Source organism: Pseudomonas sp. NFXW11 (genome assembly GCF_049887815.1).
Classification (GTDB): Bacteria; Pseudomonadota; Gammaproteobacteria; order Pseudomonadales; family Pseudomonadaceae; genus Aquipseudomonas.
Genome location: NZ_JAGEKI010000010.1, coordinates 91,298 through 116,837, shown reverse-complemented (window position 1 = coordinate 116,837; position 25,540 = coordinate 91,298). Strand labels below are relative to the sequence as shown.

General features: G+C 64.1%; 24 protein-coding genes. 8 read left to right on the top strand and 16 right to left on the bottom strand.

The features are described 5' to 3' along the window. Positions 1-79: 79 nt before the first annotated feature. The gene (locus J4P02_RS17080) at positions 80-1,204 is read left to right on the top strand and encodes a methyltransferase (protein ID WP_426192307.1); all 1,125 of its coding nucleotides are present in this window, start codon (positions 80-82) and stop codon (positions 1,202-1,204) included. A gap of 66 nt (positions 1,205-1,270) precedes the next feature. Here the strand turns inward: J4P02_RS17080 and J4P02_RS17075 are convergent, their stop codons facing one another. The 3 genes from J4P02_RS17075 to J4P02_RS17065 all read right to left on the bottom strand — a co-directional run bounded on the left by J4P02_RS17075 (position 1,271) and on the right by J4P02_RS17065 (position 3,984). After that, positions 1,271-1,438: a DUF2474 domain-containing protein gene (locus J4P02_RS17075; protein ID WP_011063586.1), complete on the bottom strand. Its 168-nt coding sequence runs from the start codon at positions 1,436-1,438 to the stop codon at positions 1,271-1,273. Positions 1,439-1,536: 98 nt separating this feature from the next. Further along, positions 1,537-2,544 (bottom strand): cytochrome d ubiquinol oxidase subunit II, encoded by a 1,008-nt coding sequence (cydB, locus tag J4P02_RS17070; protein WP_426192305.1) that lies wholly within the window; start codon positions 2,542-2,544, stop codon positions 1,537-1,539. Positions 2,545-2,547: 3 nt separating this feature from the next. Continuing rightward, positions 2,548-3,984 carry a cytochrome ubiquinol oxidase subunit I gene (locus tag J4P02_RS17065; protein ID WP_426192303.1) on the bottom strand — a complete coding sequence of 479 codons (1,437 nt, stop codon included), beginning with the start codon at positions 3,982-3,984 and terminating at the stop codon, positions 2,548-2,550. 502 nt (positions 3,985-4,486) lie between these two features. Between J4P02_RS17065 and J4P02_RS17060 the strand changes: the two genes are divergently transcribed. The 3 genes from J4P02_RS17060 to J4P02_RS17050 all read left to right on the top strand — a co-directional run bounded on the left by J4P02_RS17060 (position 4,487) and on the right by J4P02_RS17050 (position 6,421). Then, complete coding sequence (locus J4P02_RS17060; protein ID WP_426192301.1) at positions 4,487-5,722, top strand: MFS transporter; 1,236 nt, start codon at positions 4,487-4,489, stop codon at positions 5,720-5,722. A 99-nt stretch (positions 5,723-5,821) separates the two neighbouring features. Beyond that, the gene (locus J4P02_RS17055; protein ID WP_426192299.1) at positions 5,822-6,100 is read left to right on the top strand and encodes a type II toxin-antitoxin system RelE/ParE family toxin; all 279 of its coding nucleotides are present in this window, start codon (positions 5,822-5,824) and stop codon (positions 6,098-6,100) included. A gap of 15 nt (positions 6,101-6,115) precedes the next feature. Further along, positions 6,116-6,421, top strand: coding sequence for a HigA family addiction module antitoxin (locus J4P02_RS17050; RefSeq protein WP_426192297.1), 306 nt, complete (start codon positions 6,116-6,118; stop codon positions 6,419-6,421). Here J4P02_RS17050 and J4P02_RS17045 read toward each other — a convergent pair. Then, complete coding sequence (locus J4P02_RS17045) at positions 6,414-6,863, bottom strand: DUF4879 domain-containing protein (protein ID WP_426192295.1); 450 nt, start codon at positions 6,861-6,863, stop codon at positions 6,414-6,416. The two genes, J4P02_RS17050 and J4P02_RS17045, sit on opposite strands and share 8 nt — an antisense overlap. A gap of 207 nt (positions 6,864-7,070) precedes the next feature. On the opposite strand from J4P02_RS17045, the gene J4P02_RS17040 reads away from it, so the two are divergent. Together J4P02_RS17040 and trmA are read left to right on the top strand one after the other, a co-directional pair. After that, the gene (locus J4P02_RS17040) at positions 7,071-8,363 is read left to right on the top strand and encodes an NCS2 family permease (protein ID WP_426192293.1); all 1,293 of its coding nucleotides are present in this window, start codon (positions 7,071-7,073) and stop codon (positions 8,361-8,363) included. After that, the gene (gene trmA / locus J4P02_RS17035) at positions 8,360-9,439 is read left to right on the top strand and encodes a tRNA (uridine(54)-C5)-methyltransferase TrmA (protein WP_426192291.1); all 1,080 of its coding nucleotides are present in this window, start codon (positions 8,360-8,362) and stop codon (positions 9,437-9,439) included. The genes J4P02_RS17040 and trmA overlap by 4 nt, the downstream gene beginning before the upstream one ends. 174 nt (positions 9,440-9,613) lie before the next feature. On the opposite strand, the gene J4P02_RS17030 is transcribed toward trmA, so the two are convergent. From J4P02_RS17030 to J4P02_RS16990, 9 genes are all read right to left on the bottom strand, one after another. Continuing rightward, positions 9,614-10,951 carry a TolC family outer membrane protein gene (locus tag J4P02_RS17030; RefSeq protein ID WP_426192289.1) on the bottom strand — a complete coding sequence of 446 codons (1,338 nt, stop codon included), beginning with the start codon at positions 10,949-10,951 and terminating at the stop codon, positions 9,614-9,616. Continuing rightward, the gene (locus J4P02_RS17025) at positions 10,948-12,294 is read right to left on the bottom strand and encodes an HlyD family type I secretion periplasmic adaptor subunit (protein WP_426192287.1); all 1,347 of its coding nucleotides are present in this window, start codon (positions 12,292-12,294) and stop codon (positions 10,948-10,950) included. Before J4P02_RS17025 ends, J4P02_RS17030 begins: the two co-directional genes overlap by 4 nt. Then, complete coding sequence (locus tag J4P02_RS17020) at positions 12,291-14,075, bottom strand: type I secretion system permease/ATPase (RefSeq protein WP_426192285.1); 1,785 nt, start codon at positions 14,073-14,075, stop codon at positions 12,291-12,293. The genes J4P02_RS17025 and J4P02_RS17020 overlap by 4 nt, the downstream gene beginning before the upstream one ends. Positions 14,076-14,293: 218 nt before the next feature. Then, the gene (locus J4P02_RS17015; protein ID WP_426192283.1) at positions 14,294-14,911 is read right to left on the bottom strand and encodes a heme acquisition protein HasA; all 618 of its coding nucleotides are present in this window, start codon (positions 14,909-14,911) and stop codon (positions 14,294-14,296) included. Positions 14,912-14,992: 81 nt separating this feature from the next. Next, positions 14,993-17,695 carry a TonB-dependent hemoglobin/transferrin/lactoferrin family receptor gene (locus J4P02_RS17010; RefSeq protein WP_426192281.1) on the bottom strand — a complete coding sequence of 901 codons (2,703 nt, stop codon included), beginning with the start codon at positions 17,693-17,695 and terminating at the stop codon, positions 14,993-14,995. 131 nt (positions 17,696-17,826) lie between these two features. Further along, entirely contained in the window at positions 17,827-18,840 is a 1,014-nt protein-coding gene (locus J4P02_RS17005; RefSeq protein ID WP_426192279.1) for a FecR family protein, read from the bottom strand. 63 nt (positions 18,841-18,903) lie between these two features. After that, the gene (locus tag J4P02_RS17000; RefSeq protein ID WP_426192277.1) at positions 18,904-19,425 is read right to left on the bottom strand and encodes an RNA polymerase sigma factor; all 522 of its coding nucleotides are present in this window, start codon (positions 19,423-19,425) and stop codon (positions 18,904-18,906) included. A 122-nt stretch (positions 19,426-19,547) separates the two neighbouring features. Next, entirely contained in the window at positions 19,548-19,994 is a 447-nt protein-coding gene (locus J4P02_RS16995) for a DUF2442 domain-containing protein (protein WP_426192275.1), read from the bottom strand. Next, positions 19,991-20,413, bottom strand: coding sequence for a DUF4160 domain-containing protein (locus tag J4P02_RS16990; protein ID WP_426192273.1), 423 nt, complete (start codon positions 20,411-20,413; stop codon positions 19,991-19,993). The genes J4P02_RS16995 and J4P02_RS16990 overlap by 4 nt, the downstream gene beginning before the upstream one ends. A 340-nt stretch (positions 20,414-20,753) precedes the next feature. Between J4P02_RS16990 and aroQ the strand changes: the two genes are divergently transcribed. Then, a complete protein-coding gene (gene aroQ, locus J4P02_RS16985; RefSeq protein WP_426192271.1) occupies positions 20,754-21,203 on the top strand; it encodes a type II 3-dehydroquinate dehydratase in 450 nt (149 codons plus the stop codon). Continuing rightward, positions 21,200-22,054 (top strand): shikimate dehydrogenase, encoded by an 855-nt coding sequence (locus tag J4P02_RS16980; protein ID WP_426192269.1) that lies wholly within the window; start codon positions 21,200-21,202, stop codon positions 22,052-22,054. Before aroQ ends, J4P02_RS16980 begins: the two co-directional genes overlap by 4 nt. Positions 22,055-22,100: 46 nt before the next feature. On the opposite strand, the gene J4P02_RS16975 is transcribed toward J4P02_RS16980, so the two are convergent. The 3 genes from J4P02_RS16975 to quiC form a co-directional block, all read right to left on the bottom strand. Then, a complete protein-coding gene (locus tag J4P02_RS16975; protein WP_426192267.1) occupies positions 22,101-22,325 on the bottom strand; it encodes a hypothetical protein in 225 nt (74 codons plus the stop codon). Positions 22,326-22,434: 109 nt separating this feature from the next. Then, positions 22,435-23,112 (bottom strand): TetR family transcriptional regulator, encoded by a 678-nt coding sequence (locus tag J4P02_RS16970; RefSeq protein WP_426192265.1) that lies wholly within the window; start codon positions 23,110-23,112, stop codon positions 22,435-22,437. Between the two features lie 103 nt (positions 23,113-23,215). Continuing rightward, positions 23,216-25,126: a 3-dehydroshikimate dehydratase QuiC gene (gene quiC, locus J4P02_RS16965; protein WP_426192263.1), complete on the bottom strand. Its 1,911-nt coding sequence runs from the start codon at positions 25,124-25,126 to the stop codon at positions 23,216-23,218. Between the last annotated feature and the right edge of the window lie 414 nt (positions 25,127-25,540).

Here is a 25,540-nt window from a genome sequence, read left to right as displayed (position 1 = left end):
GCCATCCTGGTCCGCAGCCTCCTGTCCGCTCGCTGTACCTCGCCGACAGGACATTCACCGATTACCTAGAGTCCGTCCCATGCCCGTGCTTGCCAGCCCCTTCGCCCAGCTCGACCTGATCCGCCAGCCCGAACAGCAGAACGAGCCGCTGCAAGCCTTCGACGCCGCGGACGAATACCTGCTCAACCACCTGGCCGAACAACAGCCCGACAGCAGCACCCGGGTGCTGGTGCTCAACGACAGCTTCGGTGCCCTGGCCGCCAGCCTGCTGGGCAAGGTCCAGGTCTGCAGCAGCGGAGATTCCTACCTGGGGGCCCTGGCCCTGGAAAAGAACCTGGCGCGCAATGGCCTGCCTTTTGATGCCGTGCGCGTGGTGCCGGCCAGCGAAACCGTCAGCGGCCCCTTCGACCGGGTGCTGATCCGCGTGCCCAAGACCCTGGCCCTGCTGGAAGAGCAACTGATTCGCCTGCAAGGGCAACTGGCCCCTGGCGCCCAGGTGGTGGCAGCCGCCATGGTCAAGCACCTGCCACGGGCGGCGGGCGATCTGCTGGAGCGCTACATCGGCCAGGTGCAGGCTTCACTGGCGGTGAAAAAAGCCCGCCTGCTGATTGCCACAGCGGAACCCCAGGAGCCGGCTGTATCGCCCTACCCCACCCGCTATCGCCTGGACCAGCCCGCCATCGAGCTGCTCAACCACGCCAATGTGTTCTGCCGTGAAGGCCTGGACATCGGCACCCGCGCCTTCCTGCCCCATCTGCCCCGCAACCTCGGCAACGCTCGGGTCGCCGACCTCGGCTGCGGCAATGGGGTGCTGGCCATCGCCAGCGCCCTGGACAACCCGCAAGCCCATTACACCCTGGTGGACGAATCCTTTATGGCGGTGCAATCAGCCCGGGAAAACTGGCAGGCGCTGCTCGGCGAACGCGAGGCGCTGATGCGCGCCGGCGACGGCCTGGCGGGCCAGGAACCGCAGTCCCTGGACGTAGTACTGTGCAACCCACCGTTCCATCAGCAGCAGGTGGTGGGTGACTTCCTCGCCTGGCGCATGTTCCAGCAGGCCCGGGAGGCCCTGGTGGTGGGCGGTGCGCTGTATATAGTCGGCAACCGCCACCTGGGTTATCACAGCAAGCTGGCGCGATTGTTCCGCGGCGTCGAGCAAGTGGCGGCAACCCCCAAGTTCGTGATCCTCAAGGCCCGCAAATAACAGGCAAAAAAAACCCTCCGCTGGCGGAGGGTTGAAACCGTGCCGCAAGGCAACGGGATGGGATGATCAGTGGGTGGTCAGGCCGGCGGCATTCATGAACATGCGCATCAGGCTGGCCACCACGAACAGGGCCAGCACGCTGCCGCCCCAGATCATGACCAGCCAGCCCAGGCGTTGCCACAGCGGCTTCTTTTCCGCCTGTTCGATTTCCTGCAAAGAATGTTTGCCGCTCATCTTCTCTACTCCTGCCAAAACCGAATTTCCGTAGGAGCTGGCTTGCCAGCGAAAGCGTCCTCCAGCTCCAACGCCTGCACCGGCAAACCGCGCTCCACCTAGTGGTAACCGTCCTCGTGGGTCACCTTGCCGCGGAACACGTAGTAGCTCCAGAAGGTGTAGCCCAGGATGAACGGAATGATGAACAGCGTGCCCACCAGCATGAAGCCCTGGCTCTGCGGCGGCGCGGCGGCGTCCCAGATGGAGATCGACGGTGGCACGATGTTCGGCCACAGGCTGATGCCCAGGCCGCTGTAGCCGAGGAAGATCAGCACCAGGGTCAATAGGAACGGCGTGTAGTGGGCGTTGCGGGCCACGGCACGCAACAGGCCATACATGGTCACCAGCACCAAGATCGGCACCGGCAGGAACCAGAACAGGTTCGGCAGGGTGAACCAGCGTGCAGCAATCTCGGCGTGGGCCAGCGGGGTCCAGAGACTGACAATGCCGATCACTGCCAGCACGACATAGGCCAGGGGCCGGGCAATGTCATGCATTTGCTGCTGCAGCTTGCCTTCGGTCTTCATGATCAGCCAGGTGCAGCCGAGCAAGGCATAGGCCACCACCAGCGCCAGGCCGCAGAACAAGGTGAAGGGTGTCAGCCAGTCCAGGGAGCCGCCGGCGAACTGCCGGTTGACCACCGGCAGGCCATCGATGAAGGCCCCCAGGGCCACGCCCTGGAAGAAGGTCGCCGCCAGGGAACCGCCGATAAAGGCCTTGTCCCAGATATGCCGCTTGTCAGCCTTGGCCTTGAAGCGGAACTCGAAGGCCACGCCGCGGAAAATCAGCCCCACCAGCATCAGGATCAGCGGCAGGTAGAGCGCCGAGAGCACCACCGAGTAAGCCAGCGGGAAGGCCCCGAACAGCGCCGCGCCCCCCAGTACCAGCCAGGTTTCGTTGCCGTCCCAGACCGGGGCGACGGTGTTCATCATCACGTCACGGTCGCGCTCGTCCTTGACGAACGGGAAGAGAATCCCGATGCCCAGGTCGAAGCCGTCCATAACCACGTACATCATGATGCCGAAGATGATGATCACGGCCCAAAGCAGTGGAAGATCGATACCCATGACTCAATTCCCCTTGTTCAGGCGGGTGCTGTGGTCGTCGCCGTCATCGTCGGCTGCGGACAGCGGACGGGCCGGGGTGCGTTTCTGCCCAGGACCACCGTGGCTGGTTTCGGCGCCTTCATTGGTGACCGGGCCTTTGCGCACCAGGCGCATCATGTAGCCGATACCCACGCCGAACAGGGCGAAATACACCACCACGAACAGCGCCAGGGTGATGCTCATCTGCACCAGGCTGTGCCCGGAGGAGGCGTCGGCGGTGCGCATCAGGCCATAGACCACCCAGGGCTGACGGCCGATCTCGGTGGTGAACCAGCCGGCGAGGATCGCAATCAGCCCGGACGGCCCCATCCACAAGGCCAGGTAGAGGAACGGCCGCGACGCGTAGAGGTTGTCGCGCTTGCGCAGCCAGAGGCTCCACAGGCCGGTGAAGATCATCAGGAAGCCCAGGCCCACCATGATCCGGAACGACCAGAAGACGATGGTCGAGTTGGGGCGGTCCTCGGGGGGGAATTCCTTGAGCGCCGGCACCTGCTTGTCCAGGGAGTGGGTGAGGATCAGGCTGCCCAGGTAAGGGATTTCCACGGCGAAACGGGTCTTCTCGGCCTTCATGTCCGGCCAGCCGAAGAGAATCAGCGGGGTCGGCTCATTGCCGACGTTTTCCCAGTGGCCTTCGATGGCGGCGATTTTCGCCGGCTGGTGCTTGAGGGTGTTGAGGCCATGGAAGTCGCCGATCACCGCCTGTACCGGGGCGACGATCAAGGCCATCCACATGGCCATCGAGAGCATGCGCCGAATCGCCGGGTTATCGCGCCCGCGCAGCAGGTGCCAAGCGGCCGAGGACCCGACGAAGAACGCCGTGGCCACGAAGGCCGCCACCGCCATATGCGCCAGGCGATAAGGGAACGACGGGTTGAAGATCACCGCGAACCAGTCCACCGGGATTACCTGGCCGTTGACGATTTCATAACCCTGGGGCGTCTGCATCCAGCTGTTGGACGAGAGGATCCAGAAGGTCGAGATCAGGGTGCCGATGGCCACCATCACTGTGGAGAAGAAGTGCAGCTTGCGTCCGACCTTGTTCCAGCCGAACAGCATTACCCCGAGGAAACCGGCTTCCAGGAAGAACGCCGTGAGCACTTCATAGGTCAACAGCGGGCCCGTGACCGAACCAGCGAAGTCGGAGAAACGACTCCAGTTGGTGCCGAACTGGTAGGCCATGACCAGGCCGGAAACCACGCCCATGCCGAAGTTGACGGCAAAGATCTTCGACCAGAAGTGATAGAGATCGCGGTAGGTGTCGTCACGGGTTTTCAGCCACAGGCCTTCGAGTACCGCCAGGTAGCTCGCCAGACCGATGGTGATGGCCGGGAACAGGATATGGAACGAGATGGTGAACGCGAACTGGATTCGGGCGAGATCAATAGCCTCTAAACCGAACATAAGCTTTCCTCTGTCAGGTAATACCGGCTGCCGGCCGGAGGCCTGCACCCACTGCCCCCACGGATATGGAGTACGGCGAATTCGGATTCGTTCTTTTAAACCATCGCAACGCAGGGATTCCGGCCCAGGGGGCCACCCCGTCAAGCCCTGTAAAAGGTATTGATCTGGGTCAAGCAACGTTGAAAGAGTAGTCCTAAATTGGCTGCGCAACTCTGTGGTTATTTGCCGCGTGACAGCTTGTCTCACCACGTCAAGCACAGGGCTTTTCAGTGGGTTTTGAGCAGATTCAAGGGCTTGTGAGCGGGCGCTGGCCAGAGCTGGGAGCGGAGCGCAATGGCAGACAGAACGGGACGCTTCGTTCGCGAGCAAGCTCGCCCCTACAAGGATCGGTGCAAGGGGCGGGAAGATAGATGCGCTGCTAACGATTTTCCTCGGATCGCAACTATTGGTTACATCTTGGTGATAACCTCGCGGCACTCCCCCCGCTCAGATTTAGCGCCAGATGCCCAGTCAAGAACCTCTGCTGCTCCGCCACCATCGTCCGTTCATGGCTTTCTGGCTGGCGCGGATCTTCACCGCCAGCGGCTTCCAGATGCTCACCGTGGCCATTGGCTGGAACCTCTATCAGCTCACCGGCAATGTGCTGGACTTGGGCCTGGTGGGCCTGGTGGAGTTCGCCCCGCGGGTGCTGTTCATGCTGCATACCGGGCATGTGGCCGACCGCTACGACCGGCGCCGGGTGGCCGCCCTCTGCCAGTCGCTGCAGGCCTTGATCGCCCTGGCCCTGGCCATCGGCAGCCTGACCAACAACGTCACCCGGGAAATGATCTTTATCCTGGCCTTCCTGCTCGGTGGCGCCCGCTCCTTCGAAATGCCCACCACCCAGGCGCTGTTGCCGAGCATAGTGCCCAGCGCGCTGTTCCCTCGGGCGGTGGCCGCCGCGCAATCGGCGCAACAGTCGGCAACCATTGTCGCCCCGGCCCTGGGCGGGCTGCTGTATGCCTTCGGCAGCGTCTGGGTCTACGGCCCCACGGTGTTTCTGTATGTGATTGCCTGCCTGCTGATGCTCAACCTGCCGGCCCGGCAAACGCCGCTGAACAAGGGCAAGGCCACCCTCGACTCGCTGCTGGCGGGCATCCGCTTTATCCGCAGCCGCCCGGACATTCTCGGGGCCATTTCCCTGGACCTGTTCGCCGTGCTGCTGGGCGGTGCTACCGCGCTGTTGCCAGTGTTCGCCAAGGACATCCTGCTGACCGGCCCCTGGGGCCTGGGCCTGCTGCGTTCGGCACCGGCGGTGGGCGCCCTGTTGATGTCGCTGTGGCTGGCGCGCTTCAGTGTCGAGCGCCAGGTCGGACGGGTGATGTTCACCGCGGTCGGGGTATTTGGCGTGGCCACCATCGCCTTCGGCCTCTCCACCTCGTTCTGGTTTTCCCTGGCGGTGCTGGTGGTGCTGGGGGCGGCGGACATGATCAGCATGGTGATCCGTGCGTCCTTCGTGCAGCTGGAAACCCCGGATGAAATGCGCGGCCGGGTCAGCGCGGTGAACGGCCTGTTTATCGGCGCCTCGAATCAGCTGGGGGAATTCGAATCCGGCCTCACCGCCCACTGGTTCGGCACGGTGCCGGCAGTGGTATTGGGCGGGGTCGGCACACTGCTGGTGACCGGGGTCTGGATCAAGCTGTTCCCGACCCTGGCCAGGCGTGACCGGATGCATGAGCCACAGGAGCCCAGGCCTTGAAACCAAGACGGCACCCAGTGCTGTAACAGGTTATTGATCATTCTCTGCAATACAAAACCGCTCGGACGAGTGTAAGGTATCGCCTTACACTCGCTCCCCATGATCAAGTCCTTTCAGCACAAAGGCCTGCGCGCCTTCTATGAAACCGGATCGACTCGTGGAATACGGGCCGAACATGCACGCCGGCTGGCCCGCCAGCTGTCGTTTATGGATCACGCCAGCGAACCTGCGGATCTCGATCTGCAGGGCTGGCGCTTGCACCCGCTCAGGGGCGGCCGTCTTGGCTACTGGTCGCTGGCGGTGTCCGGCAATTGGCGAGTGATCTTTCGTTTCATAGGTTCGGATATCGAGTTGGTCGACTATCTGGACTACCACTGAACAGGAGGTCGGACCATGTCCATCCATAACCCGCCGCACCCCGGGGATACGCTGCGCCTGGACGTTCTGCCCGAACTGGGCATCAGCGTGACGGAGCTGGCGCGGCACCTGGGTTACGCCCGCCCCCATCTGTCCAAGGTGCTCAATGGTCACGCGCCGATTCGCCCGGAGCTGGCTGTCCGGCTGGAGCGCGCGGGCATTGGCAAGGCCAGGGTGTGGCTGGCGGTGCAGGCCGACTACGACATCTGGCAGACCGAGCAGAATCTGCAACTGCCGATCCAGCAGCTGTCGGCTCAGCTCGGGCAGAGCAGCCTTACTTGATGTAGATCTGCGCGCTCATGCTATTGCCCGGCGCATTGAGCGAGGTGTTGCTGAAGCTGAAGGTGCCTTCCTGCTTGCCCGCCAGGTCGAAGATATAGATGTAGCCGACGGTGATTCCCGAGTTGCCGCACGGCACATAGCTGGAGCCGTCCTCGCACACCGGCGAGCGGGTGCCATCGACTTCGAAGCCATCCAGGGTCACATGGGGCTCGCGGCCATAGCCGATCTCCAGCACATAGACCTTGATGTTCGGGCCGGAGTGATCGCACTGGGTGCGTTCACGACCGTCGGACACATCCTCCAGGCCGCAGGAAGGCGACAACACCTTGAGAATTTCCACCTCGCTCAACGGCGGCGCCGAACGGGCCAGGGCCGGCGTCGCCAGCAAGCAGGCCAGTGCGCCGAGCAAGGCCAGACCGGTCATTTTCATCGCACTGCGCATAAATCCCCCCTCAAAACCAGGGCGCAGTATGCGCTACTTGCCAGTCGGGCAAAACATCGCCGACGATCGCAGCCATTGGCCCACGCTGCTGGTATGATGCGCGGCTTTTTCCGACCCTGAGCAAATCCACAGGCACCTTACAAAGTCTGTGCTTTGCTGTTGGAGTCGATACATTCACGGCGCCTGGGGGCGCCACGGGGAGCAGACATGCTGGAAAGGCTGTTTCAACTCAAGGCACACAACACCAACGTGCGCACCGAGATTCTTGCGGGCGTGACCACCTTCCTGGCCATGGCCTACATCCTCTTCGTCAACCCGAGCATTCTCGGCGCGACGGGCATGGACAAAGGCGCGCTGTTCGTCGCCACCTGCCTGGCAGCGGCCTTCGGCTCCACGGTCATGGGCCTGATCGCCAACTACCCGATCGCCCTGGCACCGGGCATGGGCCTGAACGCCTTCTTCACCTACACCGTGGTGCTGCACATGGGCCACACCTGGCAAGTGGCCCTGGGTGCGGTATTCATCTCGGCGGTGCTGTTCTTCATGCTGTCGATCTTCCGCATCCGCGAATGGATCATCAACAGCATCCCCCTGCCCCTGCGCTCGGCAATCGCCGCCGGTATCGGCCTGTTCCTGGCGCTGATCGCCCTGCACAACGCTGAAATCGTGGTGGGCAACGAAGCCACCCTGGTGGGCCTCGGCGACCTGAAGAAACCCGCACCCATCCTCGCCACCCTGGGCTTTGTACTGATCGTCGCCCTGGAAGCACTGAAAGTGCGCGGCGCGGTGCTGATCGGCATTCTCGCGGTGACCATCGTTTCCATCCTGCTGGGCTTCACCCCGTTCAACGGCGTGACCTCGATGCCGCCATCCCTGGCCCCGACCTTCCTGCAGCTGGATATCCGCGGCGCCCTGGACATCGGCCTGATCAGCGTGATCTTCGCCTTCCTGTTCGTCGACCTGTTCGACAACTCCGGCACCCTGATCGGCGTGGCCAAGCGCGCCGGCCTGATGGGCAAGGACGGCCACATGCCGAAAATGGGCCGAGCCCTGATCGCCGACAGCACCGCGGCCCTGGGCGGCTCGCTACTGGGCACCTCGACCACCACCAGCTACATCGAATCGGCGGCAGGCGTGAGCGCCGGCGGCCGCACCGGCCTGACCGCCATCGTGGTGGCCATCCTGTTCCTGCTGGCGCTGTTCTTCTCGCCGCTGGCGGCCAGCGTACCGGCCTTCGCCACCGCTCCGGCGCTGCTGTTCGTCGCGGTATTGATGACCTCCGGCCTGGCGGAAATCGACTGGGATGACATCACCGTCGCCGCCCCGGTGGTGGTCACCGCCCTGGCCATGCCATTCACCTACTCCATCGCCAACGGCATCGCCTTCGGCTTCATTGCCTGGACCGCGATCAAGCTGCTGTCGGGCCGTGCCCGTGAGCTGAACGCGCCGCTGGTGATCCTGTCGATCTTGTTCGTGATCAAGCTGGGCTACCCTGCATGACTTTTGACGCTGCCTCCTACGCCGTACAACTTCAGGACAAGGTCACGCGCTTGCGTGACCTGCTGGCGCCGTTCGACGCGCCCGAGCCCCAGGTCTTCGATTCGCCCCTGCAGCACTTCCGCCTGCGGGCCGAATTCCGCCTGTGGCGCGAGGCCGGCGAGCGCCACTACGCGATGTTCTCCCAGGACGACAAGCGCACGCCGATCCTGATCGAGGAATTCCCCATCGCTAGCCTGCGCATCAACCAGTTGATGCCCCAGCTCAAGGCCGCCTGGCAAGCCAGCAGCGCGCTGAGCCACAAGCTGTTCCAGGTGGAATTCCTCACCACCCTGGCCGGCGACGCGATGATCACCCTGTGCTACCACCGCCCCCTGGACGAGCATTGGCACAAGGCTGCGAGCCAACTGGCCGCCGACCTCAAGGTCAGCGTGATCGGCCGCTCCAAGGGCAAGCGCGAAGTCATAGGCCAGGACTATGTGGTGGAGAAGCTGGAAGTCGGTGGCCGCACCTTCAGCTATCGCCAGCCCGAAGGCGCCTTCACCCAGCCCAACGGCACGGTCAACCAGAAGATGCTCAACTGGGCCTATGCCGCCCTGGGCGAACGCCAGGACGACCTGCTGGAGCTGTACTGCGGCAACGGCAACTTCACCCTGCCCCTGGCCACCCGGGTACGCAAGGTGCTGGCCACCGAAATCAGCAAGACCTCGGTGAATGCGGCCCTGAGCAACCTCAGCGAAAACGCTGTGGATAACGTCACCCTGGTGCGTTTGTCGGCCGAGGAATTGACCGAAGCCCTGAACGAAGTGCGACCCTTCCGCCGTCTGCAAGGCGTGGACCTGAAGAGCTACGAATTCGGCAGCGTGTTCGTCGACCCGCCCCGGGCCGGCATGGACCCGGACACCTGCGAGCTGACCCGGCGCTTCGACAACATCCTATACATCTCCTGCAACCCGGAAACCCTGGCGGCCAACATCGCCCAGTTGCACGACACCCACCGCATCAGTAGCTGCGCCCTGTTCGACCAGTTCCCCTGGACCCACCATATGGAATCCGGGGTGCTGCTGACCCGGCGCTGATCCACTCCGCTGCCACCAACGGCCGTCCTCGAGACGGCCGTTGTCATTCTGCCGCCCACCCGTAGGAGCCGGCTTGCCGGCGAATAGGCCCTCAAGACTTGCGCCAATCTGGCGGACGCCTTCGCTGGCAAGCCAGCTCCTACGATCAAGATCACCCACCTACGGCTGGCACATTCAGCCCAGAGGGCGGAAGTACCCGGCCAACTGCTGCAGGTCCTGCTCGTTGAGCAATCCCGCGTAATACTTGAGCTGAATCCGCGCCAGCAGATAGGCATGCCGGGCGTCTGCCAGATCGCGCCGGGCGGTGAACAGCTGCTGCTCGGCATCCAGCACGTCGAGGTTGACCCGCTCGCCGCCATGCACGCTCTTCTGGGTGGCGCTCACCAGGGCCTCGGCCGAGCTCACGGCCATTGCATAGGCACGTACCTTGGCCGCGGCGCTGGTATTGAGATTGAACTGCTTGCGCAACTCGTTGAGGGTGGTGGCGGTCTGCGCATCCAGTTCGTACTGTGCCTGGGACAGCTGGCTGGCGGCCTGGCGGGTCGAGGCCGACACCGAGCCGCCGGCAAACAGCGGCAAGCTGACCTGGATGCCCAGCGTATTGGTGTCATAGCGCTGGTTGTAGGAGCTCTCGGAATCGGAGCTAGTCTGCCGGCTGCTGGCGTACAGGCTGACCTTGGGCAGATGCCCCGCGCGCTTGCGCTGCACCTCGTACTCAGCCACCCGCAGCGCCTGTTGCTGGGAAGCCAGCTGCGGGTTGTTGGCCAAGGCCAGGTCACGCCAGCTGTCGAAGCGATTGGGTTGCAACGGCTGGATCTCGAACTGCCGGGCCAGCGGGTCCAGTTCATCGATCTGCAAGGGCTCGCCGACTATCGCCTGCAATTCTCGCAGGGCCGCGTCCTGGGCATCCTCGGACTCGATCTCCTGGGCCTGGGCCAGGCTCAGGCGGGCCTGGGTTTCCAGCACATCGGTGCGGGTGCCCTCGCCGCCCTTGAGCAGGCGCTGGTTGAGTTGCAGGCGTTCGGCGTAGGCGCGCTTCTGCGCCCGGCTCAGCTCAATGCGTTCCTGAGCCAGCAACGCCTGGCTGTAGGCGCCCAGCAGGCGCACTGCCAGTTCCTGGCTCTTGCCGCGCAAGCGCTCGTCGGCGAACAGCGCCTGGGCCGAGCCCTGGCGATAGCGGGCATAGGCCTCGTAGTCGAGCAGCGGCTGCTGCAGGGTCAGGGTCGAGGCGTAGCTGCGGTAATCACGGTCGCTGGTGACATCGCCACGAATCGTCTCCTGGGTCACCTCGGACTGATTGCGCGAATTGTTGTAGCTCCAGGACAGGTTCGGCAGCAGCCCGGCGCGGCCGATGGCGCGGTTTTCCTCGCCGGCATCGCGTTCCTTGAGCGCGGCCTGGAAGGTCGGGTCGTTGCGCAGGGCCAGGTCGTAGGCGTCGAGCAAACCCAGGGCCTGGGCCGCAGGGCTGCTCAGCAGGCAAAGCAAGGGCAGGTAGCAGCAAGCGCGGATCATTCTTCCACCAACGCCATATGAGTCCGGTCCAACAGGGGCTTGAACAGGTAATTGAGCATCGAGCGCTCGCCCGTGCGAACAAAGGCTTCCACCGGCATTCCCGGACGGATCTGCAAGCCCTGCAACTGCGCCATGCCCTGGGCGCTGACGGTGGCGCGCAGGGTGTAGTAAGGCTCCTCGGTGCGCTCGTCGACCTGGCGATCGGCGGACACCAGGGTCACCTGCCCCGGCACCTTCGGCGTGGTGCTCTGGTTGAAGGCCGGGAACATCAATTCCACCCCCAGCCCCGGGTGCACCTTGTCCACCATCTGCACCGGCACCCGCGCCTCCACCAGCAGCGGTTCGTCCTGGGGCACTATGTCCATCAACGGCTGGCCGGGCTTGATCACCCCACCCTCGGTGTACACCTCCAGCCCCACCACCACCCCGGCGGCCGGAGCCCGCACCTGACTGTTGGCCAGTTCGAACTCGGCGGAGGCCAGGCGATTGCGCAGGTCTTCAGTGCGTACCCGGGTCTCGGCCAGTTGGCCGCGCAGGTCTTTCTGGAAGTCCTCGCTGGACTGGCGTATGCGCAGGCGCAGTTCCAGAACCTGGCGCTGCAACTGGCCGATGCGGCCGAAATCCTCGGCGATCGCACCCTCCACCTGGGCGTACAAACGCTCGCTGTCCAGCAGCCGGTTGCGCGGAATGTAGCCGTCCCGGGCCAGCTCCCGCAGGCCCTGCAACTGTTGGTTCAGGGCGTTGCGCTGCTGCACCTTGCTGGCCTGGGAATCCCGGGTGCCGCGCAGCTGCGCCTCGGAGCCGGCAATGGTCTGGGCAATGCCCTGCTGTTCCATGGCCAGGGCCTGGCGCCGGCTGCTGAACAGTTGGCGTTGCAGCGCCAAGCTGGCGGCGACGTCCGGTTCGCCGGCCAGGGCCTGGAGTTGTGGATCGAAGACAATGTCCTGGGCGCCATTGCGCTCGGCATCGAGCCGCGCCTCGCTGGCCAGGGAACCCAGGTACTGGCTGCGCAGGGATTGCATCTGGGTGCGCAGCGGTGTCTCGTTAAGGCGCAGCAGCACCTGCCCGGCACTGACCCGGTCGCCATCGCGCACCTCGATCCGCTCGACTATGCCACCGCTCGGATGCTGCACGGTCTTGCGATGGCCCGAGACCATGACCTTGCCCGACACCGCCACGCCCTTGTCCAGGGGCGCCAGGGCGGCCCAGCCGAGAAACCCGGCAAAGCCCCCCAGCACCAGCAGCCAGCCGAGCCGTGAATACTGCTTGTCGTCCAGCACCAGCAGATTGCTCACCGCCGGGCTCTCGGACGTCGTACGGGCTGTGGATAACGAGGCTTTCATGCTTTCTTCCCTTCGCCGCCGGCCACGCCGAGGCGGTAATTCATGTTCAGGCTGGTGACCGGATTGCTGGCGGGCACCGTTGGTGCGGGGGCGGCCTTGGCCTTCTGGCTGGCTTCCAGCACTCGCGCCGTGGGGCCGAAGGCTTGCAACTGGCCTTCACGCAGGATCATCAGCTGGTCGGTCAGGGTCAGCACATTGGGCTTGTGGGTGATCAGCACCAGGGTGCGTTTTTGTTGCTTGAGCTGGGCGATGGCCTGCAGCAGTGCCTGTTCGCCGGCCTCATCGAGGTTGGAATTGGGCTCGTCGAGCACGATCAGCGCCGGCAGGCCATACAGCGCGCGGGCCAGGCCAATGCGCTGGCGCTGGCCACCGGACAACCCGGCGCCGCCCTCTCCCAGGCGCGTGTCGTAGCCCTGGGGCATTTGCAGAATCAGCTCATGCACCCCGGCCATCTGCGCCGCCTGCAGCACCTGCTGCGCATCCACTTGGCCAAAACGCGCGATGTTCTCGGCGATGCTGCCGGCGAACAGCTGGATGTCCTGGGGCAGGTAGCCAATGTGCGGGCCCAGTTGCTGCTTATCCCACAGGGTCAGGTCCGCGCCATCCAGGCGCACCTTGCCGGTGAGTGGGGCCCAGGCGCCCACCAGCAAGCGCGCCAGGGTCGACTTGCCGCAACCGGAAGGGCCGATCACGCCCAGCACCTGGCCGGCAGCCAGGGTAAAGCCGAGGTGGGTCAAGGCCGGACGGCGACGGCCGGGAGCACAGGCACTGAGCTGTTCCACACTCAGCTCGCCCTTGGGCGTGGGCAGGCTCATGCGTGTCGGGCGTGGCGGGTTGGCCTGCAACAGCTCCGACAGCCGCTCGTAGGCCAGGCGCGCCGAACTCCACTGCTTCCACACGGCGATCAACTGGTCGATGGGGCTGAGCACCCGGCCCATGAGAATCGAGCCGGCGATCATCATGCCCGGGGTGATCTGCCCCTGCACCGCCAGCCAGGCGCCCAGGCCCAGCACCAGGGATTGCAAGGCCAGGCGCACGCCCTTGGACCAGGCACTGATGGTGGCGGTCTTTTCACTGGCCAGGTTCTGCTGGGCGAGAAAGCCCTGGTGACCGATAAACCAGCGCTCGCGCAGGGATGCGAGCATGCCCATGGCCTCGATCGCATCGGCGTTGCGCAAGTTGGCCGTGGCCTGCTGGCTGGTGATGATGGACAGCTGGCTGGCCTCGGCCAACGGCGCCTGGCAGATGTGCTGGTTGATCCAGGCCAGTGCCACCAGCAGCACCGCACCGCCCAGGGCCAGCAGGCCGAGCCAGGGGTGGAAGAGGAAAATCACCAGCAGATAGACCGGAAACCAGGGCGCATCGAAGAACGCGAACAGGGCATTGCCGGTGGCGAACTGGCGCAGCGCGGTCAGGTCGTTCAAGGCCTGGCCGGCGGCCTGGGGGCTGCCCTTGAGCTGGGCCTCGAAGGCGGCATCGTAGACCCGCTGGTTGAGGCGCATGTCCATCTGCGTGCCGAGGCGGATCACCACCTGGCTGCGCACCCACTCCAAGGCCCCCATCAGGCCGAACAGGCCGAGAATCATCAGCGTCAGCATCAACAGGGTCATCTGATTGCCCGAGGCCAGCACCCGGTCGTAGACCTGCAGCATGTACAGCGCCGGGGCCAGCATCAGCAGGTTGATCACCGCCGAGAACAGGCCGATGTTGAAGAAGCCGCCCTTGTAGGCCGTCAGGGCCGCCAGCGTCTCGGAAGCGGCAAGTGGAGTCGGCCTGCTCATCAAGGTGTCCTGTGGAGAGTTGAGGGATACATGGCCTTGCGCTCAGGCAGAGCGCAGCAGCCAGCGGCGCGCCCGGTGCGTTGACAGGCAACCCGGCGCTCCGCAGAATTTGCCACCGCCGCCGCCCTGGCCTTCGAAAACTCGGGCGACGGAGGTGAGTCAAGCGAGCGAATTCGGGAGCGATCCTGAATTCGCTTTTTTATGCCTCAAGCCTGCACTCAGGCTGCCAGGGCAAAGTCGTGGGCCACGTCCTGCACGCCCACCAGGCCGATGTCGGCAGTGGCAGCAGCGGCTGGCGTGACGTGGGCGACGCCGGCAGCGGCCAGGTCGTCGAAGGTCGAGTTCAGCGACAGGCTTGGGTTGATGGCCTTGAGCAGGGCATCGATTTCGCCGGCCAGCGCCGAGCTGTCGCCGCTCATCAGGCCATAGACCACCTTGTGCACTTCGCCCGCGCGGCCTTCTTCCTTGAGGCTATTGAGGCCCAGGTTGCTGAAGCTGACTTCCTGGCTGGCCAGGTGGTAGTTGCTGCCCGAACCGCCGGCCAGGGTGTCGCCCAGGGCGATGGTGTCCACCGAACCCCAGAGGGTGTGGCTCGGGTTGCTGAACAGGGTGTAGTGCAGGCTGCCGTCGGCCACGAAGGCGGCGTCGCTGGCGGTGCTCTTGATGGCGTACTGGGTGCCGTCGAACGGGCCCGGATTGAAACCGCCGGTGTTGGTGCCATCGACCACCTGGCCTGGGCGATGGTTGACATCGCCGAAGTAGGCCGACCAGTCATTCAGGTATTGCGCAACAGTATTACCGCCGTAGGTAGCGCTGTAAGAGATCGAAATGCTCATGCAAAACTCCATAACATTGGGGGTCTTTGCCGCAGCAGGCGTTGGCACGCTGCGGTTTTGCCCGTCATTGGGCAAAAGGGTTCAGAACTGGTATTCCACAGTGCCCTGCAGGGTCCGGCCGCGGCCGAGGGTAAAGGCCAGCACATCGCCAAGCGGCACCAGGTAGGCGCGATCGGTGACGTTCTCCATGGCCAGGCGCAGGGTCAGTTCATCGCTGGCGCGGTAGCTGCCATACAGGTCGTAGACGGTGTAGGGCTTCCAGTCGGCCGGGTACACGCCGTTCTGGCTGACCGTGCCGCCGGCCGAACCGGCGATCGCGTAGCCGGCGCTGTAGCGGGCCCGGGCGCCGATATCCAGCTTGCGCTCGAAGAAGCGCGCGCCCAGGGTCAGGGTGCCGCGGTCCATGGGCATGTGTTCGGCGGAACCGAGGATCGCCGCCTTGCACTGGCTGGCGTTGTTGGCCTGCTGGTCCGGGCGCATCTCGGTGACTATGGCCCCGCGGCCCGCACCTTTCTTCACCGGTTGGGTCACGCCCCCCAGCCACGCGGTCTTCATGCAGAAGTCGTTGTCGCCAATCATGCGGGTGTAGTTGAGCTGGCCATAGGCGCGCCCCGTGTCGTAGTCGAGCTGGTACTCGATGCCCTTGAAGCGGGTGCCGCTGAGGTCGTTGACGTAGGCACTGTTGCCGATGCCGGGCATGCCGTAGCCCGGGGGCTGCACGCCCATGGCCATGTAGATGAAGTCTTCGACCCGCGTATCGAAATAGGCCACCTTGCCCCCCAGGCGATCGTCGTCGAGCCAGAGGTTTTCCTTGAAAATGTTGAAGCCCGCTTCCCAGGAGCTGGAGCGCTCGGGCTTGAGGAAGGGGTTGGGGTACATGCTTTCCGAACCGCCGCCGTGGGGCCGCCCGGTGATCATGGTTTCGGTCACCGCCGGCGGGCGCCAGCCCTTGCCGTAGCTGGCGAACAGTTGCAGCCACTCGACACCGGGCTTCAGCGACAGGCCGAAGGTCGGCGAGAAGCGCCCTTCCTGGGTGTCGATGTCGTAGTTCACCGGCACCGTGACCTGTTGCGGGGTCTTGCCGATCACGAAGGTGCGGGTGTTGATCCCGGTTTCGCCCCGCAGGCGGTAACGGTCGTAGCGCAAGCCGGCATTGAGGTTCAGCCAGCCGTCATAGTCGAAGTCCAGGCGGGTGAACAGGCTGCCCAGGGCCCGGTCGCCCTCCGGGGTCATGCTCGCGGCGGGCGAGGCACTGACCGCCGAGCCTGTGGGCACCGGCTGGCTGGAGTCGGGGCGGACCTTGTCGTAGAAGAATTCCAGGCCGTAGTTGGCCTTGATCGTGGCCAGCTCGCTCAGGGCAAAGGTCGAGGTGTTCTGCGCCTGGGCGCCGTAGGTATCGGTCTGGTAGGTGATCGAATAGCCGGGGCTGCTGCGGCGCTGCAGGGTGCTCTGGTCGTTGCTGTTGTCGACGTAGTAGAGCTTGGCCTTGAAGTCGATCAAGGGGTTGTCCGGGGCATAGCTGTAGTCGAGGCCGAAGTTCTGCGAGCGCACCTTGCTGCTGCCGAGCTTCTCCCAGAGCTGCTGCTTGTTCTCGGTGTTCATCATGTTGGCGTCGTCGTAGGACACCTGGGTGGTCAGGTAGCTCAGTTGCAGGCGCTGGTCCTGGGGCAGGTTGAGCCCCAGCTTGGCCAGGCGCGAACGCATCACGGAAGCCGAATAGGCCACCTTCGAGTGCTTCACCCGGTCATTGATGCTGGGGTCTATCCAGGACCCGGTGCGCAGTTCGCCAATGCCGCCCTGGGTGCCCGGGTTGTAGTCGCCCAGGTGCCGTTCACTGGCCGCCAGCAGCATGTCCCAGACCTCGGTGCCAATGGCGAAGGCCGAGCTGCCAATGAAATGGGTGCCATTACTGCGACCACCCAGGCCGCTGGTGGCGCGAATCCGGCCACCGATCTCCTGGCCGGGCTTGAGCAAGTCGCGAGCCTCGAGGGTGCGAAAGTTGGCGATCCCGCCGATCACTCCGGCGCCGCCCATGGTCGAGGTAGCGCCCTTTTCCACCACCACTTCCGAGAGCAGCTCGGGGTCGACGTAGAGAGTGCCGTTACGCTGTTGGTGGCCGCTCTGCTGGTAGTTCTGGCGCATGCCGTCCACCGACATATTGACCCGGCCGTAGTCCTGGATTCCGCGGATATTCACCGACAGTCCCGGGTCCTGCTGACTGACCGCGGAGTACACGCCGGAGGTTTCCTCCAGCATGTCGGCGGCGTGGCGGGGCGGGTTGCGATCCAGCTGCTCGCGACCGACCACGCTTACCGAACGCGGGGCGTTGTACACCCAGTCGTCCTGACGGCCTTCGAGGTTGCCGGAAACCGTGGTGGTGGACAGCGCCAGGCCGCCCTGCTGGGCTTCCAGGCGACTCAGGGTTACCTGGCGTTCGCCGCTGAAGCGGTATTCCACGGGCGCATTGCCCAGCAGGCGGGCCAGTCCTTCTTCGGCGCTGTAGCGCCCCTTGAGCGGCGAACTGTGCAGGCCATGCAAGCGCATGCTGTCGAACAACACCTGCACCCCGGCCTGCTCGGCAAAAGCCAGGACCGCACTGCCGAGGGCCTGGGCGGGAATATCGAAATCCAGCTGGCGTTGCTGTGCGGCATCCTGGGGAACTGTGCCCACAGGTTCCGCCGCATGCAGCACGCCACTCCCCGCCAACAGCCCTGCTACGCCCACGTGGATGGCCAAGGCCAAACCACTTGCGCCGTAGAATCCAGTGCGACTGCTCCCCTTCATGTTCGTTGTTCCTGCCCTGGCCAATTCTGTTTATGCGAATGCATCTCAGTTAGCTAGACGTGCCAGGCAAGAAAACTCAGTAAGTTTTTTTTCGATTATTTTTCGACGCTGTGGAAAAAGGCCCGCAGGCCTCAGTAGATCAGGCTGACGCCGGCCAGGTCGAAACGCTCGACCCCAAGCTCCCGGGTCAAGGTGACCAGGGCCGCGTCGAGCATATCCAGGCGAAATACCCCACTGACCTGGCGCTGCCCCAGTTCGCGACTGGTCAGCAGCACCCGCCCGGGGCGATAGCGATTGAGCCGCTCGACCACCACGGCCAGGGGCTGGCGATCGAACACCAGCACTCCACGCCGCCAGCTGGTGGCCCGTTGCAGGTCGAGTTCGTCCAGCGGCACCACGCCCGACTGCGGGCTGTAGCGGGCGCTCTGCCCTTCCTGCAGTACCCGCTCGGACGCGCCCTGCTGTGCCGGTGTGTCCAGGTTCACCGCCACGCTGTGCTGCAGCACGCCAACCCAGGCTTGCTGCTCGCCTTCCCGGCCGACCACGAAGCGCGTACCCAGGGCACGGGTCTGGCCGCCGGCGCTGTGCACCACGAAAGGCCGGGTTTCTGCGCCGACCATGGGCGCCACATCGAACACCGCAGAGCCGGCCAGTAACTGGACCTGGCGCTGGCTGGCAGTGAAATCCAGGCGGATGGCACTGGCCGAATCCAACTCCACCTGGCTGCCATCGGCCAGCTGCACGGTGCGCACCTCACCCTTGCCGGTGAGGTAGTCGGCTTGCAGGTACAGCAGTGCCTGCGGCCCTTGCAGCCAGCCCAGGGTCAGCGCCAGAACCAGCAGCGCAGTGCTGGCGAGTCGTGGCAACCAGCGACGGCGCCGTGCTCGTGGAACACTGCTGGCCGGCTGGCCCATGGCCCGCCGCGGTGCCGGGGCGCTAGCGGGTGCCGGCTCCAGGCGCAGCTCGCCCAGGGCTTCCCAGGTTTGCCTGGCAAACCCCAGGGCCTCGCCATGACGCACATCGGCAGCCAGCCAGCGGGCCAGTTCGGCCTGCTCGGCGGCGCTCAGGGGCGCGGCATGCAAACGCACCGCCCAGTCGGCGGCGGCCTCAGTGATACTGCGCTCTTGCGGACCCTGGCTATTCACGTATGAATCTCGAATTCTCGTTATGTATAAGCAGTGACGACTGACCCCGACATTTACCGTAATTCATTCGTCGGCGGTATTTCCCGGCCCCCCTTGCAGGCGCTGCATGACATACGCCAGGGCCTTGGACAGGTGCTTCTGCACCGAACTGTCGGAGATGTTCAAGTGCCGGGCCACTTCGGCGTGGGTCATGCCTTCCAGGCGATTCAGGCGAAAGATCTCCCGGGTCCGTTCCGGTAACTCGGCCACTGCCTGTTGCAATGCCATGCGTTGCTGCTGCGCCATCGCCTGAGCCTCGAGCCCGGCCCCTTCATCCTCGATCTCGGTCAGCCGTTCATGGGGCACGGTTTCGGTCTTGCGCCGCGCCTCCTGCCGGACATGGTCGATCAGCAGATTGTTCGCCGTGCGGTAGAGATAGCCCTGGGAGTTGTCGATGGGTTGGCCACGGGTCTGCTCCGCCAGCCGCAGGAAACTCTCCTGCACCAGATCAGCCGCCAACTGTGGGTCCCGTATCCGGCGCGCCAGGTACCCGCGCAGGGCAACGGCATGCTTGAGAAACAGTCCCTTGAGATCCATGTCCGACAAACCGACTCCCTGGAGCATGAAGGAAATTGTCGGGCATCTTAAGGTCAGTCGAGAATGATTTTCAATTGATATGAGCACTCATTGACGATCCGCGCTGGGGCTCGAAAAGCCCACGCCAACCGCTACACCGACACTTGCACCTTGCGCGGCCGGCCGCCTTTCTTGCCGTTCAGTCGAGCCGCCTGTGCCTTGGCCGCGCTGCTTTGCCGGCCATTGCGCGAAGCCGCCAGCTGGGTCGCAAGCTTCATCAGCGGCGCGCTGGCGGACAGCAGCCCGACAATCGATACCTGCAGATCCAGCTCGTCATGGCACAGGGCCGTCGCGGAAAAACCCAGGTACAGCTGTTGCAACTGCACCTCGCTCAACAGCGCAAGTTCCGGATAATTCTCCACGGGCAAGTGGATCGAGGTGCCATCGGCAAAACCGAAACACAGGCACGCAGCCTGATAACTCAGGGTGCTGACCTGCAGACCCGATTCACTACGCGCCTCACCACGCTCGATGGCCTGATCCAGCTGTGCCTGGGTCAGGGGCAAGTCGACGGGTATCGCTGCTTTGATGACTTTCATAGTTCGATCTCCACTCCCTCCGCCACTCCAACCAGGGTCAGGCGGGTCAGGTTTTCTTGTTCCTCGTAGTGCGCCGACTCGATCAGGTAAACCCTGCAACCGGCGCTCGACCGTGCAACCACTGCATTCGCCTGCCAATCCCACAGCTGATGCTCAAGGCATAGGGTGCGCAACTTGCTCCACCAAATCCGCCGAGCCAGATGAACCTGCCGCTTCAAGGCCTGGCGCAAGCCCTCAAGGACTGCCAGGGCCGGACGCTGCCCACCCGGGACAACGTCCCAGAGCTCGACACCGTTGTGCCAGAAGCTGAAGCGAAAGCGTGCACTCCAACGACCACCGTCTACATGCACATGGGGTGGGCAATGTTCATCACGCAACATGATGACGACCGCATAGCCCTTGTAAGCGAACACTTTCATGCTAACCCATCCGTTAGGTTTATGAATGCGAAGACTCGCATCTCAATCATCAATCCGACCATCGGCCATCAGCGGGCGTGGCGGCATGTCCTGTTTGAGATTAGTCCCGCAGGCTGGTGCAGAGGCCGTTGGCCGGCGTCCAAGTCGTCAGTATTTATTGCCGTACAGGGCATTGCCCTGGCCGCCGTCGGTCACCGCGGGCGATTACCGAACACTTAAATCCCTCGCCCAGCCTTCCCTGAGAAGGGCTCAATTGACCAAATTAACCAGTTAGTACAATTTATCCACAGCGCCTCGCTGTGGCCCCCGAGGCCGACAATAACAACGGAGATCTTCCCCCATGCGTCCTATCGTTCTGGTGCTCAACGGCCCGAACCTGAACCTGCTCGGCACCCGTGAACCGGCCACTTACGGCCACGAAACCCTGGCCGATCTCTCCGCCCTGTGCGCTCGCACCGCCGAGGAGTTCGGCCTGGCGGTGGAGTTTCGCCAGACCAATCACGAAGGCGAACTGCTGGACTGGATCCACACCGCCCGCGGGCGCTGCGCCGGTATCCTGATCAACCCTGCCGCCTGGACCCACACCTCGGTGGCGATCCGCGATGCCCTGGTGGCCAGCGAGCTGCCGGTGATCGAGGTGCACCTGTCCAACGTCCATGCCCGCGAGCCGTTCCGTCATCACTCCTTCGTCTCGGGGATCGCCCTGGCGGTGATGTGCGGCTTTGGCAGCCACGGCTACCGCCTGGCGCTGGAACACTTCAGCCAGTACTTCCAGGAGCAGGGTGCATGAGCCGCAATCCAGGCATTCTCGTCGGGCTGATCGGCGCCGGCATCCAGGCCTCGCGCACCCCGGCGCTGCATGAACGCGAAGGCGATGCCCAGGGTCTGCGCTACCTCTACCGGCTGATCGACCTGGATCAGCTAGGCCTGGACAGCAACGCCCTGCCGCAACTGCTGGAGGCTGCCGAACGCATGGCGTTCACCGGCCTGAACATCACCTTTCCCTGCAAGCAGAGCATCCTGGCGCTGCTCGACGAGCTGTCCCCCGAGGCCCGGGGCATTGGCGCGGTGAATACCGTGGTGCTCAAGGACGGCAAGCGCATCGGCCACAACACCGACTGCCTGGGCTTTGCCGAAGGCTTTCGGCGTGGCCTGGCGGGGGTCGCGCGGCAGCAGGTGGTGCAGATGGGCGCCGGCGGTGCCGGAGCGGCGGTGGCCCATGCGCTGCTCAGTGAAGGGGTGCAGCAGTTGAGCATTTTCGATGTGGATAACTCACGGGCGCAGAGCCTGGCGGACAACCTCAACCAGCATTTCGGCCCGGCTCGGGCCAAGGCCGGCAACGACTTGCCCGCCGCCCTGGCGGAGGCCGACGGCCTGGTGAACACCACCCCCATGGGCATGGCCAAGCTGCCGGGCATGCCGGTGCCGCTGGAGCTGTTGCGCGCAGACCTGTGGGTGGCCGAGATCGTCTACTTCCCGCTGCAAACCGAACTGCTGCGCAACGCTCGGGCCCTGGGTTGCCGAACCCTGGACGGCGGCACCATGGCGGTGTTCCAGGCGGTGAAGGCGTTCGAGCTGTTCAGCGGAGTCCGCGCCGATGCCCAGCGCATGCTGGAGCATTTCCACAGCATGCCGGGCTAAGCGCCATGCCGTGCTGGCCGCAGCCTTGGAGCCGCGGCTGGCAGGCCTATTCGGACTTGAGCTGCAAGCGCGACAGCAGGCCGATCAGCAGCACGTTGAAGAGGATCATCAGCAGGCTGCCAAGGATGCCCACCAGGCTGATCAGGGTCGTCGGCAACCAGTCGAACAGACTGAATCCGGCCAGGGAGAACAGGCGCTCGCCGAACCAGAAGGTGTCGACCGCGATCATCAGGATCAGGATGATTTTCAGCGTTGGAATGGGGTTGCCCATGGTGCCGTCCTTGTCGTGGGGGATGTTGTAGAAGCTGGGGTAATGGCGATATTAAGGGCCCTTTCGCTGGCAAGCCAGCTCCTACGCAATGCCGCTGCAGCAGGGGGATTCAGGCCTGCAGATAGCGTAGAACCGATTCGCAGATCATCTCCCGATGACGCTGCTTGATGCCTTCATCCGGCAGGTCGATCTGGAAGATCTCGCCGAAGGTGTGGCGGTTCGACACCCGGTAGAAACAGAACGAGCTGATCAGCAGGTGCACATCCAGCGGATCCAGGCCGGCCCGGAACAGGCCTTCCCGAGCGCCGCGATCGAGGATCTCGCCCAGGGCATCGAGGATGGTGTTGTTCATCGCCTTGATCGCCCGGGACTGCTTCACGTACTCGGCCTTGTGGATATTCTCGATGCTGACGATGCGCACGAAATCGACATTGCGATCGTGGTGATCGAAGGTGAATTCCACCAGCCGACGAATCGCTTCGCGGGGCGCCAGTTCCGCCAGGTGCAAGCGGCTCTCGGTGCTGCGGATATCCCCGTAGAGCTTTTCCAGGACCTCGACGTAGAGCTGTTCCTTGCTGCCGAAGTAGTAATAGATCATGCGCTTGGAGGTGTGGATGCGCTCGGCGATCGCATCCACCCGCGCACCGGAAAGGCCCTGCTGGACAAACTCGACAATCGCCTCCTGGAGGATGTTCTCGCGGGTCTTTTCCGGGTTGTTCTTGCGACTCTTGCGCGGTGCGAGCACTGGCTCATCCTGCGCCATCGAGCGTTCACTGGTCATTGTCATTCTGGGCTCACGGCCATCACTGGACACGCGGGCGATTATGGGCCGCCTCGCGTCGCGAAAGAAAGCGCAGCGGCGGCGCCAACCGCCGACGCTTACCAATCAGCTACAACTTGGCCTGGCGCGGCGCGCCACTGCGGGATTTGGCCATGGCCGCCAGGCGCACTGCAACGTTGGCCGCACCATAACCGCCATAGCCGTTGCGTCGCTGGATGATCTCGAAGAAGAAGCGCCCCTCGAAGGCTTCGGTGTACACGTGGAACAGCTCGCCACCCTGGGCGTCGCGGTCGTACAGCACGTTGTAGTACGCCAGCTGGCTAAGGAACTCGTCGTCGAAATCGAAGCGCGCCGCCAGGTCGTCGTAGTAGTTCAGCGGAATATCCAGCAATGGCACCCCGGCCGCCTTGGCCCGGCTGACTTCGGCAAACAGGTCATCGCAGTCGAAGGCAATGTGATGCACTCCCGAGCCGCGATAACTGGACAGCGCATGGGAAATCGCCGTGTTGCGATTTTCCGAGATATTCAATGGCAAGCGGATCGAACTGCAACGGCTGCGCAGGGCCCGGCTTTTCACCAAGCCATAAGGGTCGGGCAGCACCACTTCGTCATCGGCGGCGAAATCCAGCAGGCTCTTGTAGAACAGCACCCAGCTGTCGAGGCTGTCTGCCGGCAAGGCCATGGCCATATGGTCGATGCGCTTGAGGCCGCCTTGGGCCTGCACCCCCGGCTGCAAGTTGAAGTCGGTGCGGTACAGGTGTTCGGCGCCCTGCTGCTGGTCCACCAGGTAGATTAGGCTGCCATCGGGCTCGCGCACCGCCGCCAGTTCCAGTTCGTTGGGGCCGACCAGGCCACGATAGGGCTGCCCCTTGTAGGCCACCGCCCGCTCCAGGGCCTTGGCGCTGTCCGGCACGCGGATCGCCGTGGCACAGACCGAAGGCCCGTGGGCCTCGAAGAAGCTGTGGGCAAAGGAGTAAGGCTCGGAGTTGAGGATCAGGTTGATATCGCCCTGGCGCATCAGGCTGACACTCTTGGACCGGTGCTGACCGGCCTTGGCGAACCCCAGGCGCTCCAGCCAGCCTGCGAGCTTGGCTCCCTGGGCCTCGTCCACGGCGAACTCGAGGAACTCGGTGCCGCCATAGGCCTCGATGGCCGGCGGCGCAAACAGCAGGTCGAGGTTGGCCACCGGCTGCGGCTCCTGCAACAGGCGCTCGCGGGTCTTTTCTTCCAGGTACAGCAGGGAGCGCAGTCCGTCGGCGGCATTGGCCCGCGGCGGCGCAGCGCGAAAACCGTCGTTGAACACTTCCAAAGACAGCGGGCCGCTGTAGCCACTCTTGATGATCGGCGCCAGAAAGCCCGGCAGGTCGAATTCGCCCTGGCCGGGGAAGCAGCGAAAATGCCGACTCCACTCCAGCACGTCCATGGCCAGCAGTGGCGCATCGGCCATCTGCACGAAGAAGATCTTGTCCCCGGGAATCTCGGCAATCGCCGCCGGATCGCCCTTGAGCGACAGGGTATGGAAGCTGTCCAGCAGCACCCCGAGGCTGGGATGGTTGGCGCTGCGCACTATGTCCCACACCTGTTGATAGGTATTGACGTGACGGCCCCAGGCCAGGGCTTCGTAACCGATGCGCAGGCCACGCTTGGCCGCGCGCTCGGCCAACTGATGCAGGTCGTCGATCAGCACCTGGCGCTGGCCCAGGCTGTCGGCCGCGGTGTTGCTGCACACCAGCACCAGGTCGGTGCCCAGCTCCTGCATCAGGTCGAACTTGCGCTCGGCCCGCTCCAGGTTGCGCGCCAGGCGGTCGCGCCGGCAGCCCTCGAAATCGCGGAACGGCTGGAACAGGGTGATGGCGATGCCCAGGTCGGCGCACATCTGGCGGATTTCCCGCGGGCTGCCGGCGTAATAGAGCAGGTCGTTCTCGAAGATCTCCACCCCGTCGAAGCCGGCGGCGGCAATGGCTTCGAGCTTTTCCGGCAGAGTGCCGCTCAGGGACACGGTGGCAATGGAACGCTGCATGATTCGACTCCCGGGAGAGGACAGCCCGTCAGGCCCGGTGGGCCGCGGCTTGTTATTGGATGGGGCGAATTATTCCACAGCATTTTTCAATATGTACGAACCAGTTAGTTTTCTGTTCGATTATCGAACAGAATGCCGATTGGCGAATTGACGATTTTTCAGCCGCTGCGCACCATCGACAGCACATTGAGCCAGGTGGGAAAGCCACCGGCGGCCATTGACCAGACCCAGAACAGCGCATAAAAAATCCAAAAAACGGGTACTTCCTCATGCATGCACTCAACGCCTCGCTTCGCTGCACATCCCTTCGACTCGCTCCGGCGACGACCTCAATCGGCCTCCAGGACCCCGGCTCGCAACAGCCCTGAGCTGAAGCACGGCCCTCGACATTCGTCCATCGGGCAAACGCCGCGA